Source organism: Mycobacterium sp. DL99, assembly GCF_004762045.1.
In the GTDB taxonomy this organism is placed as follows: Bacteria; Actinomycetota; Actinomycetes; order Mycobacteriales; family Mycobacteriaceae; genus Mycobacterium.
In genome coordinates, this window is sequence record NZ_SJOM01000007.1 from 4,031,451 (window position 1) to 4,046,917 (window position 15,467).

18 protein-coding genes are annotated in these 15,467 nt (G+C 66.3%); 12 read left to right on the forward strand and 6 right to left on the reverse strand.

All coding sequences use genetic code 11. The annotated features are described in order from the left end of the window. The 4 genes from EYZ64_RS32790 to EYZ64_RS19805 form a co-directional block, all read left to right on the forward strand. Positions 1–107 (forward strand): hypothetical protein (locus tag EYZ64_RS32790; RefSeq protein ID WP_502703024.1); only part of this gene is annotated, 107 nt, incomplete at its 5' end. Further along, positions 104–736, forward strand: a complete 633-nt coding sequence (locus tag EYZ64_RS32080) for an MBL fold metallo-hydrolase (RefSeq protein WP_167857886.1) — start codon at positions 104–106, stop codon at positions 734–736. The genes EYZ64_RS32790 and EYZ64_RS32080, both read left to right, overlap by 4 nt. 214 nt (positions 737–950) lie before the next feature. After that, entirely contained in the window at positions 951–2,093 is a 1,143-nt protein-coding gene (locus tag EYZ64_RS19800; RefSeq protein ID WP_135455949.1) for a beta-mannosidase, read from the forward strand. A gap of 66 nt (positions 2,094–2,159) precedes the next feature. Then, positions 2,160–3,533: a styrene monooxygenase/indole monooxygenase family protein gene (locus EYZ64_RS19805; protein ID WP_167857887.1), complete on the forward strand. Its 1,374-nt coding sequence runs from the start codon at positions 2,160–2,162 to the stop codon at positions 3,531–3,533. Positions 3,534–3,564: 31 nt separating this feature from the next. Here the strand turns inward: EYZ64_RS19805 and EYZ64_RS19810 are convergent, their stop codons facing one another. The 4 genes from EYZ64_RS19810 to EYZ64_RS19825 are packed head-to-tail and all read right to left on the reverse strand — an operon-like array spanning position 3,565 to position 6,985. Then, complete coding sequence (locus EYZ64_RS19810) at positions 3,565–4,464, reverse strand: phosphotriesterase family protein (RefSeq protein WP_135455953.1); 900 nt, start codon at positions 4,462–4,464, stop codon at positions 3,565–3,567. Between the two features lie 11 nt (positions 4,465–4,475). After that, entirely contained in the window at positions 4,476–5,240 is a 765-nt protein-coding gene (locus tag EYZ64_RS19815; protein WP_135455955.1) for an amino acid ABC transporter ATP-binding protein, read from the reverse strand. Then, positions 5,237–6,052, reverse strand: a complete 816-nt coding sequence (locus tag EYZ64_RS19820; protein WP_135455957.1) for an amino acid ABC transporter permease — start codon at positions 6,050–6,052, stop codon at positions 5,237–5,239. The genes EYZ64_RS19815 and EYZ64_RS19820 overlap by 4 nt, the downstream gene beginning before the upstream one ends. A gap of 54 nt (positions 6,053–6,106) precedes the next feature. After that, complete coding sequence (locus tag EYZ64_RS19825) at positions 6,107–6,985, reverse strand: ABC transporter substrate-binding protein (RefSeq protein WP_135455959.1); 879 nt, start codon at positions 6,983–6,985, stop codon at positions 6,107–6,109. Between the two features lie 225 nt (positions 6,986–7,210). On the opposite strand from EYZ64_RS19825, the gene EYZ64_RS19830 reads away from it, so the two are divergent. The 4 genes from EYZ64_RS19830 to EYZ64_RS19845 are packed head-to-tail and all read left to right on the forward strand — an operon-like array spanning position 7,211 to position 10,087. Next, the gene (locus EYZ64_RS19830; RefSeq protein WP_135455961.1) at positions 7,211–7,816 is read left to right on the forward strand and encodes a TetR/AcrR family transcriptional regulator; all 606 of its coding nucleotides are present in this window, start codon (positions 7,211–7,213) and stop codon (positions 7,814–7,816) included. Beyond that, on the forward strand, positions 7,813–8,847 hold the full coding sequence (locus tag EYZ64_RS19835; protein WP_210115538.1) for an MDR/zinc-dependent alcohol dehydrogenase-like family protein: 1,035 nt from the start codon (positions 7,813–7,815) through the stop codon (positions 8,845–8,847). The genes EYZ64_RS19830 and EYZ64_RS19835 overlap by 4 nt, the downstream gene beginning before the upstream one ends. 29 nt (positions 8,848–8,876) lie before the next feature. Beyond that, positions 8,877–9,254: a hotdog domain-containing protein gene (locus EYZ64_RS19840; protein ID WP_135455963.1), complete on the forward strand. Its 378-nt coding sequence runs from the start codon at positions 8,877–8,879 to the stop codon at positions 9,252–9,254. Next, a complete protein-coding gene (locus EYZ64_RS19845) occupies positions 9,251–10,087 on the forward strand; it encodes a beta-keto acid cleavage family enzyme (protein WP_135455965.1) in 837 nt (278 codons plus the stop codon). Before EYZ64_RS19840 ends, EYZ64_RS19845 begins: the two co-directional genes overlap by 4 nt. Before the next feature lie 18 nt (positions 10,088–10,105). Here EYZ64_RS19845 and EYZ64_RS19850 read toward each other — a convergent pair whose 3' ends face one another. Next, the gene (locus EYZ64_RS19850) at positions 10,106–10,876 is read right to left on the reverse strand and encodes an SHOCT domain-containing protein (protein ID WP_135455967.1); all 771 of its coding nucleotides are present in this window, start codon (positions 10,874–10,876) and stop codon (positions 10,106–10,108) included. Between the two features lie 46 nt (positions 10,877–10,922). Between EYZ64_RS19850 and EYZ64_RS19855 the strand changes: the two genes are divergently transcribed. Next, positions 10,923–11,165, forward strand: a complete 243-nt coding sequence (locus EYZ64_RS19855; RefSeq protein WP_135455969.1) for an LPXTG cell wall anchor domain-containing protein — start codon at positions 10,923–10,925, stop codon at positions 11,163–11,165. A gap of 2 nt (positions 11,166–11,167) precedes the next feature. After that, complete coding sequence (locus EYZ64_RS19860) at positions 11,168–12,211, forward strand: class I SAM-dependent methyltransferase (RefSeq protein ID WP_167857888.1); 1,044 nt, start codon at positions 11,168–11,170, stop codon at positions 12,209–12,211. A gap of 16 nt (positions 12,212–12,227) precedes the next feature. Here the strand turns inward: EYZ64_RS19860 and EYZ64_RS19865 are convergent, their stop codons facing one another. Further along, positions 12,228–13,778, reverse strand: a complete 1,551-nt coding sequence (locus tag EYZ64_RS19865) for an acetolactate synthase large subunit (RefSeq protein ID WP_135455973.1) — start codon at positions 13,776–13,778, stop codon at positions 12,228–12,230. A 188-nt stretch (positions 13,779–13,966) separates the two neighbouring features. Here EYZ64_RS19865 and EYZ64_RS19870 point away from each other — a divergent pair, with 188 nt between their 5' ends. Further along, positions 13,967–14,797, forward strand: coding sequence for an SDR family NAD(P)-dependent oxidoreductase (locus EYZ64_RS19870; protein ID WP_135455975.1), 831 nt, complete (start codon positions 13,967–13,969; stop codon positions 14,795–14,797). Next, entirely contained in the window at positions 14,794–15,450 is a 657-nt protein-coding gene (locus EYZ64_RS19875; protein ID WP_135455977.1) for a TetR/AcrR family transcriptional regulator, read from the forward strand. Before EYZ64_RS19870 ends, EYZ64_RS19875 begins: the two co-directional genes overlap by 4 nt. The last annotated feature ends 17 nt before the right edge of the window (positions 15,451–15,467 follow it).

Consider the following 15,467-nt stretch of genomic DNA (forward strand, 5'->3'; position numbering starts at 1 on the left):
TGGAGAAGTTCGTCTCCGAGCGCATCGAGCTGGACGCGATCGAGGACGCGTTCCACAAGATGCACGCCGGCGAGGTCCTGCGCTCTGTCGTGGTGTTGAAGAAATGAGCGGCCCCGCCCAGATCCAGCGCGTGGTCACCAGCGGCACCTTCGAGCTCGACGGCGGCAGCTGGGACGTCGACAACAACATCTGGATCGTCGGCGACGACTCCAATGTCGTCGTCTTCGACGCCGCCCACACCGCGGACCCGATCATCGAGGCCGTCGGCGGACGCAACGTCGTCGCGGTGGTCTGCACCCACGGCCACAACGACCACATCACCGTCGCCCCCGAACTGGGCAAGGCACTCGACGCGCCGGTGCTGCTGCACCCCGCCGACGAGATGCTGTGGCGAGTCGTCCACCCCGACAGTGACTTCCGAACCGTCGAGGACAGTCAGGTATTGCGCGCCGGCGGCATCGAGTTGCACGCTCTACACACCCCCGGGCACTCGCCGGGATCGGTCTGCTGGTCGATCCCGGAACTGAACGCGGTGGTCTCCGGCGACACCCTATTTGCGGGTGGTCCCGGTGCCACCGGACGGTCCTACTCCGACTTCCCGACCATCCTGGAATCGATCTCCAAGCGGCTGGGCCTGCTGCCCGGTGAGACGGTGGTCTACACCGGCCACGGTGACACCACCACCATCGGCGACGAGATCGTGCACTACGACGACTGGGTGGCCCGCGGGCACTGACGACGAGCCGCGAGGAACGAGCGGCGAGAAGGAAGAGCCCCAAACCAACACGGGCACTGACGATGCGCCGCGAGGAACGAGCGGCGAGAAGGAAGAGCCCCAAACCAACACGGGCACTGACGATGCGCCGCGAGGGACGAGCGGCGAGGAGGAAGTGGCCACGCACGTCCGGCATTACCGCTTGAGGCCGCAGCTGACTGGCTAACCTGGGTCAATGGTCGACAGGCCATCTCGCACCGTGGTGTTGCTTTTCGTGGCACTACTGGTCGCGACGGCCTGCTCACCGTCGGCGCCCGAGCCGATGCCGCCGCTCACCACTGCGGCTACCGCACCCACCGTCGGTCAAGTAGCGATGCCCAGGTTCGGCGTCTCGGGCACTTCGTTGACCTTGGATGGCAATCCGTGGTGGCCGATCGGTATCAACGCCTACCAACTGGCCACCAACTGGTCCGTGAACGCGGGGTGCGGCGCCCAGGTCGATCTCGACTCGTACTTCAGCAGCCCGCCGCCGCACTCGCTGACCCGTTTCAACGCCTACTCCAGTTTCGCGGTGAACAAGTACACCGGGCAGCTCGATTTCACCTCGCTCGATGCGGTGTTCCGGGCCGCCGAACGATATGGGCAGCTACTGATCGCGGTGCTCACCAGTGACGACGGCGGTTGCGAGAACGGCTATTTCAAAGATTACGACTGGTACGCGGGCGGCTGGCGCACCGACATCTCACACGGTTTGCCGATGACGTCCGCCGCGTGGGTGGACACCGCAGTCAAGCGCTGGGGCGGCTCCCCATCACTTGCCGGCTGGACCGCGGTGGGCGAACCCGAGCCGTCCTACTGCCTGGACCACACCTGCCACTGGACCAAGCGCAGTTGTCACGCCACCGCGCCGGAGACACTGCGGGCGTTCCTGGATGTCGCTGGAGCCCGGATCCGCGAATTGGACCCTGGCACCGTCATCTTCAGCGGTCACGCAGGCGGTGGGCAGTGCGGGTCAGCGGGACACGAGTTCGAGATGGTGGCCGCGTCCCCCGGCGTGGATGTGCTCGAGTACCACTTCTACGAGGAGACCGACTATCTGCCCGGAGACGTGTACGACGGCCTACAGCGCCGCGTCGCGCAGACACATGCGGTAGGCAAGCCGTTGGTCGTCGCAGAGATCGGCATGGAGGCCGGTTTCTGCGATTCGCTGGATGAGCGGAGGAAATTCCTCGGTGATGCCATCGCCCAGATGCGCACGATGGGCGCCGCGGGCGCGATGTTCTGGGCCTTCGTGCCGGATCCTCGGACCCACGAATGCACCCTCGACATCGGTCCCACCGACCCGTTGTTCTCGACGATCGGGTCTGCGCGGCCCTAGGGGCCATTGCGATCACGCTGAGCCAGTTCCTTAACGCGGCACCGTGGTGCGCCCATAGTGGCAGCCATGACGAGTTCGGATGGGCGTACCGCAGCAGTGATCGGCGCCGGGCAGACCGGAGTGACGGCCGCGCTCGGGCTGTTGGACAACGGGTTTGACGTCACTCTCTACAGCGACCGGGACCAGCGCAGTCTGCGCGACGATGTTCCGGCCACCGGCACCGCCCTGATCTTCGGAGAGGCGCAGCGGGCCGAGGAGTCCCTTGGGCTCAGCACCTATCTGGCCAGCTCCCCGACCTCGACCGGACAGAGCGTGCGGGTACTCGACGGCTCCGGTCCGGACCGCGCCGAGGCGATCGCGTTCGACGCCGACTTCGACGGGTTCGTCGGGGTTGCGGTGGACACCCGCCTCAAGGCCGACGACCGGCTGACGTTGTTCCGGCAGCGAGGTGGGCGGTTCGTGGTCGAGGCGGTCGACCCGGCGCGACTGGATGCCATCGCCGCCGGTGCCGATCTGACGCTGGTGGCCACCGGCCGCGGCGGCTTGTCGTCCCTCTTTCCGGTCGACGCCGAGCGCTCCGCCTACGACAGCCCCCAGCGCAGCCTGCTGACCGTGACTCTGACCGGATTACCTTACGGTCCAGACGTTTTCGCCCATCGTGGCGGTGCGGGTGGGCGCCACAACGCCTTCACCGTGGTCACCGATCAGGGCGAATCGTGGCTGGGCGGATATCTGCACAAGGATGCCGGACCGACGTGGACATTTCTGGGCTGGGCCCGGCCGGGCAGTGACTGGGAACGCCGCTTCGCCGGTGCCCACAGCGCGCAGTCCGCACTCGACATCGTGACCGCGCTGCACCGCGACTACATCGACTGGGACCTGCCGGAGGTGAGCGCGTTAAGGATTCTCGAGGACGATCCGCACTCGTGGTTGAAAGGCGCCGTCACCCAGGTGGTTCGGTCGGGTGTGGGCCGCACCGCGAGCGGTCATCCGGTGGCCGCCCTGGGCGATACCGCGGTGTCCTTCGACCCGATCGCCGGCCAGGGCGCCCAGGGTGGGCTGGTCCACGCCGCCACCCTGGTCCGCCGGGCTGCCGCACATGAGGGCCGGTTCGACGAGGCCTGGCTGCGCGGCACATTCGAGGACTTCTATGCCCACCGGGCACGGTCCGCGCAGTTGGTCACCCGGTTGTTCCTGTCCGATCCGGAGCTGGCCGAGTACGGCAACCTGTTCTTCGCGGCGGCGCAGGGCAGCCCCCGATTCGCCTCGAAACTGTTTGGCCTGCTCGATGATCCACGGCCGGTCGAATCACTCACCTCGGTGGCCGCCGCCAAACAGCTGATCAGCGAATTCGCCGGTGAACCCGCCGACGCGCTCTTGGAGCGATTCGTGCCGGCCGGATCCTTCCGGCGGTCCGGCTGGGCAACGCAGGCGGCCTAGCCATCCCGATCCAGGCGGGACATCTTTTCGCTCAGTCGATCCCGGCCAGCGCCCGTTGCGGGTTGGTGGTGAGCATAGCCGTCACCACGTCGTCGCCCACGCCCCGCGCCTTGAGCACCCGCGGTACCTGGTCCAGCAGGTAGGTGAATCCCACTCCTCCGTAGGCGTGAAAGTGACTGAGCCGGAACAGGTCGTGGGACAGCAGCACCCGGCTCCCATGGCCTTCGTCCACCATCCGCGCCACGAAACCGGCGATCCGCTCGGTGTCGTAGGCGACCGCCGTGGTGAAGCCGTCGAACTCAACCCAGCAGCCGCGCCGTGCCACCTCGAGGTGGAACTCTGGATCGTTGACCGTATCCAGGTGTCCGACGATCACGCGGTCCATCGGCACCTCCCCCTCGGCCAGGATGTCCAGAAGATCGCGACCCACCGGCCAGCGAGCCGCATGCAGCGTCACTGTCAAACCGGTGCGCCGTTGCGCCCACGCCGCGGCCCGCAACGCACGTTCCTCCAATGCCGAGACCCATCGCGCGTCGGCACCCACCTCACCGATGATGCCCGGGCGGACACCGTCCACGCCGTGACCGATCTCGCCGGTCAGGCGCTCGCCGATCTGCGCGACCGTCTGCCGATCCAGATCGGTGCCGCCCAGGTAGGGATCGCGGTAATACCCGCAGCCCATCACGATGTGCACGCCGCTGGCCTCGGATACCTGTCGCAGCAGGTCCGGACGGCGTCCGATGTTGGGGCAGGTCAGCTCGACCACCGTGCCACCGCCGGCCGCCTTGAACCGCGAGAGTTCGGCGACAATGAGGCCGACGTCGTCGATCAGGCCATCAGAACGGTACTCGGCCAACGTGTTACAGAACAGATGTTCGTGCGGGAGAACCACACCGAGTCGGTCGGCCGGAACCGGACCCAGCACAGTCATGACATCGGTCGTCACCGCACTCGGGCCAGGAATTGGCGGGTGCGCTCCGACGACGGCCCTGCGAAGAACTCGTCCGGTGGCCCTGATTCCACGATGCGGCCCTGGTCCATCATGATGACCCGGTCAGCCACGTCTCGCGCGAAACCCATTTCATGCGTGGCCATCACCATGGTCATACCCGACGTGGCCAACTTCTTCATGACATCGAGTACGTCGCCGACGGTCTCGGGATCGAGGGCACTGGTCGGCTCGTCGAACAGGATTGCTTTGGGCTTCATGCCGAGCGCCCGGGCAATCGCGATCCGCTGCTGCTGGCCGCCTGAGAGCTGGCGTGGATAGGAATCCGCCTTGTCCGGCAGGCCCACCTGGTCCAGCAGTTCGCGCGCAGTCTTTTCGGCATCGGCTTTGGGCACACCGGCGACATGGACCATGCCCTCGGTGATGTTCTGCAGCGCGGTGCGGTGGCTGAACAGGTTGAAGCGCTGGAACACCATGCCGACCTGGGCACGCTGCCGGGCCAGTTCCACATTGCCCAGCGGTTTGGCCGTCTTCCCCACCAACCTGGTGCCAATCCGTACCCCGTCCATGAGCACCTGTCCGCTCTCGGGTTCTTCGAGATGGTTGATACAGCGCAACAGCGTGGTCTTGCCCGATCCGGACGGGCCGATGATGACCACGACCTCACCGCGCTTCACCGAGAGGTCCACATCGTGCAGGATCTGACGGTCACCGAACCACTTGCTGACTCCGCATACCTCGATGAGGTGATCGCTCATGCGACGCTCCCGGCGGGTTGACGGGCCCACGCGGACCCACGTTTGGACTTCGCTTGCACATTGGGGTGGTTCATCCTGCGCTCGATCTGGCCCTGGATGACGGTCCAGATCGCAGTGAGTGCAAGGTAATAGATGGCAACAGCGCCGAACACCTCGAACGGCTGGAAGGTCTGCCCCTGGATGATGGCGGCGGCCGTGTAGAGCTCGGTCACGCTGATGACCGACAACAGCGACGTGCTCTTGAGCATCAGATTGAACTGATTGCCCAATGGCGGGACAATCGTCCGGGCCGCCTGGGGAAGCACGATGCGCCGCATGGTCTGCCGATGGGTCATCCCGATTGCATGGGCTGCTTCCACCTGTCCCGTCTCCACTGAACTGATCCCGGCCCGGATGATCTCGGCCATGTAGGCACCCTCGTTCAGAGACAGTGCGAAGATGCCGGCCAGAATCCGCCCGAAGATCACGAAGCCCAGTATTCGCAGGTCATCCCAGCGGTAGCCGCCGAAGATGGACAGCCCGAAGAAGGGGAAGCCGGCGAAGAAGATGATCGAAACCTGTACCAGGAACGGGGTGCCGCGAAACAGCCCGATGTAGCCCGCTGCGAACCAGCGGACCGCACGGAATCTGCTTCCCCGGGCCAGCGCGGCAGCCAGCCCGATCAAGACACCGAGCGCCTGCGAGATGATCGCGATGATCACCGTCAGCACCAGGCCCTTGACGATCATGCTGCTGGGGTTCGTCAGGTAATCCCAGAACGCGGGCCAGTCGAACGGATAGCTGTTGGCTGCTGCCACAAGCTTGATGTCCATGAAATCCTTTCCACGGCAGGGTGGCCCGTTGCCACCCTGCCCTGCCGGGGTGTGTCAGACGGATTTCGGGCCTACGGCAATGTCGGCGAGACCCCACTTCTCCCAGATCTTGTGCCAGGTGCCGTCGTCGATCATCGACTGGACGGCTTTCATCACCGGATCCTTGATCGCCGGATCGTCCGGACGGAACGAGAAGGCGGTGAGACCGGCCAGTGCACCGTCGCCCAGGGCGAAAGTGTCGGTGAACTCGACTTTGGCCTTCCCCTCCTTCTTCAGGAGCAGGGCGGCAACCTCTTCGGTCATCCAGGCGTCCACCTGTCCAGAGGCCAGCGCCTGGTAAGCGTCTGGGCTGCGCGGGAATTGGAGGACATTGATCGCCGGCTCACCCTTGCCGGTACAGGCGGCGCTGAGTTTCTCCAGCGCTGCGACGTCGGCGCCGCCCTTCTGGCCGGCGACCTTGAATCCACAGAGTTGGTCCTTGTTGCCGATGTGCTTGGGATTGCCCTCCGGCACCACAACCACCTCGGCAGCCTTCCAGTAGGCCATCATGTCCAGCTGCTGCACCCGCTCGGGTGTGACGTATTGATCGGCCCAGATGAGATCGCACTTACCGCCCTTGACCGCGGCAACGATGGTGTCGAACACCGCATTCTGGAAGTTCGGCTTGAGACCCAGCCGGGCGGCGACCTCGGTCATCAGATCAATGTCGACGCCGATCGGTTCGCCCGCCTCGTCGAAGTACTGGAATGGCTGGTACGGCATGTCCATGCAGGCGGTGAGATTGCCGCCGCGCACCAGTTTGTCGGGTGCGATCTCGGCGACCCTCTCGACACTCGTGGACGAGTCGGTGCCGGCCGGTTCTGCGACGCTGCAGGCCGGGACGACGGCAAGCGCACCGACCGCCACTGCGGCCGCCAATATCTTCACTCTCACAGCGGGGTCTCCTGATTCACGTCCTGAGTCGATCGATCGATCGGGCGATCTGAGAATACTGTCGAACCCATCCGCCAGCAATAGGAATGCCGAATCTCGTCAGAACTCGCGTATCACCAGTGTTAACAAGATATTTCGACTGATCGTTCGATGATTGACGTATCCCCGAGGCGTAGTTGTATGCTCCTGGACTAGATCGTTCGATCGACACTTTGAGGGGGTGCAATGTCCACCGGCCAATCCGACTCGGCTCGGCAGGAGATCCGTACAGCCGCGCTCGAACTCTTCAGCACCGTGGGCTTCGCCGGCACCGGGATCCGGCGGATCGCTGAGGAGGCGGGAGTCTCACTCGCCACGCTGTACCACTACATGAGCACCAAGGAGGATCTGCTCGTCGAGATCCTCACCGAGAACATGCTGACCCTGCTGCGTGACGCCGAGATCGCGTTGCAGGGCAAGATCAATCCGGCAGATCGGCTGGCCGCCCTGGTCGCCGTCCACGTCCGCTCCCACGCCGAACGACGCCTCCAGTGCATCGTCAGCGACACCGAGGTGCGTGCGCTGTCCGGGGCCAACCGCGAGACCATCGTGAAGTACCGCGACGACTATGAGGCCATCTGGAACCGAACGATCGACGCGGGCAAGAAGGCCGGGCAGTTCACGGTCAGCGACGTCGATGTTGCGACCAAGTCACTACTGGAGATGTGCACCGGCGTGGCGCACTGGTACCGCCCTGGGGGCCGGCTCGATCTGGATGCAGTGATCTCGAACTTCGTCGAGCTCAGCCTGAACGCTGTGGCCGCCCGTAAGCCGCGGAGGAAGAGCTCGTGAGTTCGATCGGAACACACCTGGTGATGTCCCCGGCCGGCGCACTGCCGCAGGCAGCCTACCGGCTCTCCACCGCAGAACCGTTGACCGGCAGTGACATCGAGATCGAGGTCGGATTTCTCAACCTGGACTCCGCGAGCTATCGCGACCTCGCCGAACACCACGACGGCAACCCTGCGGCCATCCGCGCCGAGGTGCTCGACATCGTCGCCACCCGCGGCAAGATGTCCAATCCACGCACGGGCTCGGGCGGCATGTTGGTCGGAACGGTCAGCGCAGTCGCGGACCCGGCCGAATGCGCTCCGTACCGGCCGGGTGACCGGGTGGCCACCTTGATCTCCCTGACCGCCACTCCCCTTCAGATCCGAGACTCCTTGCAACGCTGGGATACCCGGACCGAGGTGGTTCCGCTGGAGGCGCGGGCGGTGGTCCCGGCTCCCCGCATGATCAGCGCTCTGCCCGATGACCTTCCCGAGGAACTCGTGCTGGCAGTGCTCGACGTGTGCGGCGCGCCCGCCCAGGCCGAGCGGATCCTGTCCCGGAAACTCTTGTCCGGCCGGGCCCAGCGGCTGTTACTGCTCGGCGGCGGAAAGAGCGCCGTACTCAGCGCCTCGGCAGCACGGCGGCACGGCGTGCAAACGGTGTCCGTCGTACCAGGTGCCGCAGAAGCCGAGCATCTGCGCGAACTCGATCTTTTCGATCAGGTGCTCGTGGCCGACGCCACCGACCCCGTGCGGGTGCGGCAGGTGCTCGACGACCACGGCGGACCAGCGGATGTCACGTTCGTCTGCGTGAATGCGCCGGGCTGTGAGCACGCGGCGATGCTGGCAACCCGGCCCGGCGGCGCCATCCTCTACTTCTCGATGGCCACCAGCTTCCCGGTGGTGGCGCTGGGTGCCGAAGCGCTGTGTCTGGACTTCGACCTGTACATCGGTTCGGGCTATGTACCCGGACACGCCGAGCTCGCGCTGGACATCGTCCGCTCCGACCCACGAGTGCGCGGGTTCTTCGAACAGCTCATGCACGCCCACTGACTCCCGAGAACAACGACCAAAGGAATTCGATGACCGAGATCGTCCACCGTCGGTATGTGTCCTATGCCGACGCTCACTACGCCGGCGGACTCATCGACGGCGCCTACGTGATGCGGATCTTCGGCGAAGTGGCCACGGAGCTGAGCATCGTCACCGAAGGTGACGAGGGTCTGCTCGCAGGCTATGAGGCGGTCGACTTCCATGAGCCGGTGCTCGCCGGGGATCTGCTGGAGGTGACCGGACGCATCACCTCGGTCGGGCGGCGCAGTCGGCGCCTCGAGTTGCAGGCGCACGTCACGTCGCGGTCGGACCACACCGAGCGGGAGTCTGGCGCCGTCCAGCTCGCGGAGAAGCTGCTGGTAACGAGCGCGGTGGCGGTGCTGGTAGTGCCCGGAGCGGAGAAGTGAGCGCAGTGTTCATCACCGTTGCCCCTACCGGCGCCGAATCGACGAAGTCCGACAATCCGAACATTCCGCTCCAGCCCGACGAGATCGTTGCCGAGGCGATCGCGTGCGAACAGGCCGGTGCGGCACTGATCCACATTCACGGCCGCGACGCTGCGGGCAACTCGACGCTTGAGCATTCCGTGCTCAGCGAGATCGTCGCAGGAGTTCGGGAGCACACCGACCTCATCGTGCAGCTCTCGACCGGCGGCAGTGTCCACGATCCGTTCGAAACTCGGTTGAAGGTACTGGATCTGGAACCCGAGTCATGTTCATTGACCTGCGGCACGGTCAACTTCGGTCGCGACGTGTTCTCGAATCCGCTCGGATTCATCGAAGAGCTCTACCAGGCCGCCCTCGATCGCGAGGTGCTGCCGGAATTCGAGTGCTTCGACTTCGGACACATCGCCACGTTGCACCGCCTGCTCGATCGCTTCGGGCCGCCCAAGCAAGGTGTGGTCCACTGCAATCTGGTGATGGGCGTGCCCGGCGGAATGCCCGGCAACACCAGCACACTGGTGGCCGCGCACGCCGCATTGCCGCAGGGGTGTTCGTGGTCGGCGACGGGTATCGGCCGGGCGTCGGTACCGGTGCTGCTGACGGCGATGGCGCTCGGCGGCAATGTCCGGGTCGGGATGGAGGACGTGTTGCGGTACTCGGTAACCGAGCCGGTGACCGGAAATGTTCAGCTGGTCGAACGCGCCGCGCAAGCGGCCCGAATTGCCCAGCACGATTTGCGCGACGCGGCTCAGACCCGTCGCGCGCTGGGACTGAACCAGCTGGCGTCCGCCACCTGACCGGACCGCCTCGCAGGCTCAGCTTCCCAGGATCCGGCGCTTTTCCGCGTCGAACTCCGCCTCGGTCAGCGCACCGGTATCACGCAGGGCAGCAATCGTTTTGAGCTGCTCGAGCCTGACCGCCTGATCAGTGGGAACCTCAGGCTGGGCATAGGTCGGCGCATAGGTGGGCGTCCCCTGTGCCGGCTGATCCAGCGGGGGCCAGCCGGCCGGAGCACCGAATCCCTCCGGCGCGACCGGATATGTTCGCTTCCCCGAGCGCATCGACCACACGATCGAGGCGGCCAGTGCGGCGCCGCCCAGGAGCGCCACACCGATGAAGGGCCACATCACCCAGTAATAGGGGCTGCTGTGACCGAAGGCCAGCCGGGGGTTCTGAGACTCGAACACCGAAGCCTTGGCGTCGATCCGGTAGGTACCGGCCTGCTCGATGTGCGCGGTGAAGACCCGCACCGTGACTTCCCGGTTGGTCTTCGAAGAGCTGCTCATCGAGTCGGTGATGCGCGGGTAGGCGACGCCCGCCGGCGGAGTGATACCCAGTTGGATCGGAGGGACATGCACTCCTTTGCCGCCTACCGTGAGGGTGGTGGCGCGATAGCTGATGTCCACATCACCGGCCGGCAGCTCCAGGCTGGCCGTGCCGGGAATCGGCACCTCCCCGTAGGCGTCGTCATCAGCTATCACGAACGCGTTCACCATCACCGAGACGATCACGCCGAGAACACCGACGGCCAAGGCGACGACGGACACGATGATGGCAGTGCGCGGGGCGCTCCGTCCGTTACTCACGGCCGAAGTCTGTCATAGCCGGTGAGTAGCGAGCTACCGTCGGGGTATGCCTCGCGACGAGACCGAATCCCCCGCAACGACCGGCCCGGTCCGGCGGTTTGCGCTGCGCTACTGGGTGGCCCTGATCCTGGTCGCCCTCGCCGCGATCTTCGTCGCGCAGAACCGTGATCGGGTCGGCGTGCACGTGCTGTGGGTGACCGTCGAGTCGCCGATGTGGTTCATCTTGGTCATCATTTTCGTCATGGGTCTTCTCATCGGACTGCTGCTGCGCCGGCGGCGGCGAGGCTAACCATGCCCGCGCGCCGCCGAACGACGCCCCACCCGCATACCGCCGGAATGAGTTCGGCGATCAAGCTTCTCGAGCTGGCTGCGCGCACCGTGCCGATCCCGGCGCCGCCACAGCCCATCGTCATCGCCGATTACGGAGCGGGCACCGCCCAGAATTCGATGCAGCCCGTCAATGCCGCGATCACGGCCCTGCGCGGCCGCACCCGCCCCGAGCACTCGGTCCTGGTGACGCACACCGATGTCGCCGACAACGACTTCTCCATGATGTTCCGGATCCTCGAAGAAGATCCGGAGTCCTATCTGCACAAGGATTCGGCCACGTTCAGTTCGGCCATCGGCCGGTCGTTCTACGGCCAGATCCTGCCGTCGAACAGCGTGCACCTGGGCTGGTCGGCCTGGGCGATCGTGCGGTTGGACCGGGTGCCGATGCCGGTCACCGATCACGTCGTCGCCGCCTACAGCTCCGATGACCGGGTGCGCGCCGCCTATGCCAGGCAGGCGGCTCACGATTGGCACGAGTTCATCGCTTTTCGTGGCCGCGAGCTGTGCCCGGGCGGTCGCCTGGTGGTGTTGACGACCGCGCTGGACGACGACGGCGACTTCGGTTATCGACCGTTGTTCGGGTCCGTGTTCAGCACGCTCGCCGAGTTGGTCACCGACGGTGTGGTCAGTGCCGACGAGGTCGCCCGGATGTCGCTGCCGATCGCCGGCCGCCGCGCCGCGGATTTCGCCGCGCCGTTCGCCCCGTCGGGTCGGTTCGAGCGGTTGGAGATCCAGCACGTGGAGCTGTTCGACGCCGAGGACCGCATATTCAACGCGTACCGCAGTGACCGCAACGCACGCGCTTTCGGCACTCGCTGGGCCGATTTCTGCCGGTTCACCGCGTTCGCCGATCTGGGCGCGGCGATCGGCGGCGCCCCAGACCGATTGCCGGCGTTCTACGACCGGCTGCATGCGGGCATCGCGGCCCGGCTGTCTGCTGAGCCCGAGGAGATGCGCATCCCGATCGCGGTAGTCGTGTTGGAGAAGCGCCGACCGAGCCAGTGATCGACGCGCCCCTCGGTTATCCCGGCGACCACGTCGGCAGTGCGGCGTCGATCAGGTGTGGACCCGGCTCTGCCAGTGCCGCGCGGAACTGGTCGGCGAGTTCCTCGGCGGTCCCGGCCCGGGTGGCCGGTACACCGAATCCCTCTGCGATGGAAGCGAAGTCGATGTCGGGCCGGCGCAGATCGAGTAGCGAGCGCGACCGCTCCCCATCGGCGTGAGTGCCCACTCGCAACAGCTCAAGCTGCAGGATGGCATAAGCGTGGTTGTTGAGGATCACCACCGTGACATCGAGTTGCTCGCGGGCCATCGTCCACAGTGCCGAAATGGTGTATGCCGCACTGCCGTCGGATTGCAGAGCGATCACCGGGCGGTCCGGCGCGGCGATCGCGGCTCCCACCGCCACCGGCAGGCCCTGCCCGATGGCGCCACCGGTCAGGGTGAGGACATCGTGACGCGGAGACGACGCGGTGGCGGCCGGCAGGAACACCCCACTCGTGTTGGCCTCATCGGAGATGATGGAGTTCTCGGGTAGCAGTGCTGCGATCACCTGCGCCAGGTTCTGCGGGTTGAGCGGCCCCGTCGGCAGGTCATCCGGAGCGAGTTGCGGTGTGGGGGGCACCGTCCCACCCAATTCGTCTGCGAGGCCGGACAAATCGTCGATAGCCAGGGTACGGACTTCAGCCCCGTCGGGCACCAGCACGCTCGGCTTGCCCGGATAGGCAAAAAACGACACCGGCGACTTCGCGCCGACGAGCACCAGATGCGTTGCCCCGGAGAGCTGTTGAGTGGCCTGCTCGGCCAGGTAGCCGAGACGCTCGATAGCGGGTACCCCCTGCCCGCGGGTCAGCCGTGCCGGGAAGGTCTCGACCAGGACGCGGGCCCCGGTGGCCGAGTGGATACGCGATGCCGCCCGCAGACCGTCGACGCCGGTGGCCGCACCACCGAGCAGCAACACCGCGCGCTCCCCCTGCGCGCGCAGCAGTTCGGCGGCTCCGGCGACATCCATGTCGCCGCCCGACGCCGGCTCTTGGGGAGACACCTTGTCCGGCAATGGGTTCTGCGGTGCGCTGCCCCAGGAATAGTCGGCGGGCAGGATCACGGTGGCGACCCGTCCGGGCGCACCGGTCGCGCTCTGCACGGCGCCGTGGACGGCCACGTCGAGATCGGCCGCCGATTCCGGCCGGTGTACCGAACCGTGCGCCCAGTGCCCGAGCGCGTCGATATCGGATTCCAGCGGTGCGTCGAGAGGTTGGTGGTACGTCGCATGATCGCCGACGACATTGACCACGGGGCTGAACGCCCGGCGGGCGTTGTGCAGGTTTGCCAGGCCGTTGGCCATGCCGGGGCCGAGGTGTAGCAGCGTCGCCGCGGGCCTACCGGAGATGCGCGCGTACCCGTCGGCGGCTCCGGTGGCGACGCCTTCGAACAGGCACAACACCGGGCGCATGTCCGGGGCAGCATCCAACGCCGCAACGAAGTGCATTTCCGAGGTGCCCGGGTTGGCGAAGCACACGTCGACGCCTTCGGCGAGCAGACGGTTCACCACCACTTCGGCGCCGGTGCTCATGACCGCCCACAGATGACGGGACAGGTGATTTCGAAGCTGTGGTCACGTTTCTGCCGGCCGTTGTGCACCCGTCCATATTGATCGGCTGCGGCCCGCGATGCCAGCACCGGCCGCACACCACCCTTGACTGATTATCAGTCAGTCTGTCACGGTAGTCCTGCCGAACAAGCGGCTGAGCGGAGCCAGACATGCGACACCGGGCGATTGACGACCTATCCGGCAAGAAGGCGGTGCTCACCGGCGCATCGAGCGGGATCGGCCGCGAGTTGGCCCTCGCTCTTGCTCGCCGGGGCGCAGTGCTCGCCCTGGCCGCCCGCCGCGCGGACCTGCTAGGTGCCCTCGCCGACGAGATATCGGCCACCGGGTCACCCCGGCCCACCGTCTTCCCCGTTGACCTGGCCGTGCCGGGTGCGGCGGCCGAGCTGGGCCGCCAGGTCCTGGACTCCCTCGGTGGAGTCGACATCGCGATCAACAACGCCGGCACCAACTTGACCGGAGCTCAATCGGTCATGGCCGACTCGGCAGCCGCCCGCCAGGTGTTCGAAGTCAATCTCTGGTCCCCGATGGCCCTCACCGCGGCGGTTCTGCCCGCGATGCGGGCCGCGCACAGCGGCGTCATCGTCAACGTCACCTCCACCGTGCAGGCGGTGCCGCTCCCCTTACTTGGTTACTACGCCGCCTCCAAAGCAGCACTGGCCCAGGCCACGAGATCGCTGCGACTCGAGCTGGCGGGCACCGGCATCCGGGTGCTGGAAGTGGTGCCCGGCGCCACCGATACCGCGCTGCGTGACATCGACGAGCTGCCGTGGAAAACGGCGCCGCCGCCGACCTTTCCCCCGGTGGCACCGGCATCTGTCGCGGCCGCCGTGGTCCGCGCACTGGAGCGGGGCGCGGGACGCGTCGTGCACCCGGGCTACTCCCTACTCCCGCTGGAAATTCCGGCGCTGGGACGACTGGTCGCCGCGGTGGGTGGCCTCCGGATCGATACCCACGGCGCGCTGGCCGGACCGCATCGATGAGCACCCGGACCAAGCCGGTCGATCGGCGTCAGCTGATTGTCGATACGGCCCGGAAACTGTTCGCGACACGTCCGTACGACCAGGTCACCACCGCGCAGGTCGCCAAGGACGCCGGTGTGGCCTACGGATTGATCGCTCACCACTTCGTCAACAAGCGCGGCCTGTACCTCGCGGTGATGAACGAGATCGCGGCGGAGATCGCGGCTGCGCAGACGGCGCCCGCCCTCCCCGATGCGCCGCTGGCCGATCAATTGCGCCATGCTCTGCGCGGCCATATCACCCACATCGATTCGTACTCGGACAGTTTCGTCGCATTACTGCGCGGCGCGCTGGGCGCCGACGCCGAACACCAGTCGGCCGTCGAACACCTCCGCTGGCTGGGAGCCCAGCGAATCCTGTTGGCACTGGGCGTCGTCGATCCCATCGCGCCCATCCTGCGCACCGCCATGCACGGCTGGATCGGATTCCTCGACGAGATGATGATCGACCGCATCGCCCATCGCGACCAGGACGTCGACGTCCTGGTCGAACTCGCCGCCACCGCGCTCGCCACCGCCCTGCGCACCGCGGCCACACTCGACTCCTCGATCATTTACACGCCCGAGGCCGTCGAAGCCCTGGAGTCCATCGCGACCGGGGCACGGGAGCGATGACCGGAGGGTTGGCTATC

What these genes read in the sequence shown, in the direction of transcription:
- EYZ64_RS32080 (WP_167857886.1), top strand. Translation starts at nt 104, where the DNA reads ATGAGCGGCCCCGCCCAGATCCAGCGCGTGGTCACCAGCGGCACCTTC.
- EYZ64_RS19800 (WP_135455949.1), top strand. Translation starts at nt 951, where the DNA reads ATGGTCGACAGGCCATCTCGCACCGTGGTGTTGCTTTTCGTGGCACTA.
- EYZ64_RS19805 (WP_167857887.1), top strand. Translation starts at nt 2,160, where the DNA reads ATGACGAGTTCGGATGGGCGTACCGCAGCAGTGATCGGCGCCGGGCAG.
- EYZ64_RS19810 (WP_135455953.1), bottom strand. Translation starts at nt 4,464, where the DNA reads ATGACTGTGCTGGGTCCGGTTCCGGCCGACCGACTCGGTGTGGTTCTC.
- EYZ64_RS19815 (WP_135455955.1), bottom strand. Translation starts at nt 5,240, where the DNA reads ATGAGCGATCACCTCATCGAGGTATGCGGAGTCAGCAAGTGGTTCGGT.
- EYZ64_RS19820 (WP_135455957.1), bottom strand. Translation starts at nt 6,052, where the DNA reads ATGGACATCAAGCTTGTGGCAGCAGCCAACAGCTATCCGTTCGACTGG.
- EYZ64_RS19830 (WP_135455961.1), top strand. Translation starts at nt 7,211, where the DNA reads ATGTCCACCGGCCAATCCGACTCGGCTCGGCAGGAGATCCGTACAGCC.
- EYZ64_RS19840 (WP_135455963.1), top strand. Translation starts at nt 8,877, where the DNA reads ATGACCGAGATCGTCCACCGTCGGTATGTGTCCTATGCCGACGCTCAC.
- EYZ64_RS19855 (WP_135455969.1), top strand. Translation starts at nt 10,923, where the DNA reads ATGCCTCGCGACGAGACCGAATCCCCCGCAACGACCGGCCCGGTCCGG.
- EYZ64_RS19860 (WP_167857888.1), top strand. Translation starts at nt 11,168, where the DNA reads ATGCCCGCGCGCCGCCGAACGACGCCCCACCCGCATACCGCCGGAATG.
- EYZ64_RS19865 (WP_135455973.1), bottom strand. Translation starts at nt 13,778, where the DNA reads ATGAGCACCGGCGCCGAAGTGGTGGTGAACCGTCTGCTCGCCGAAGGC.
- EYZ64_RS19870 (WP_135455975.1), top strand. Translation starts at nt 13,967, where the DNA reads ATGCGACACCGGGCGATTGACGACCTATCCGGCAAGAAGGCGGTGCTC.
- EYZ64_RS19875 (WP_135455977.1), top strand. Translation starts at nt 14,794, where the DNA reads ATGAGCACCCGGACCAAGCCGGTCGATCGGCGTCAGCTGATTGTCGAT.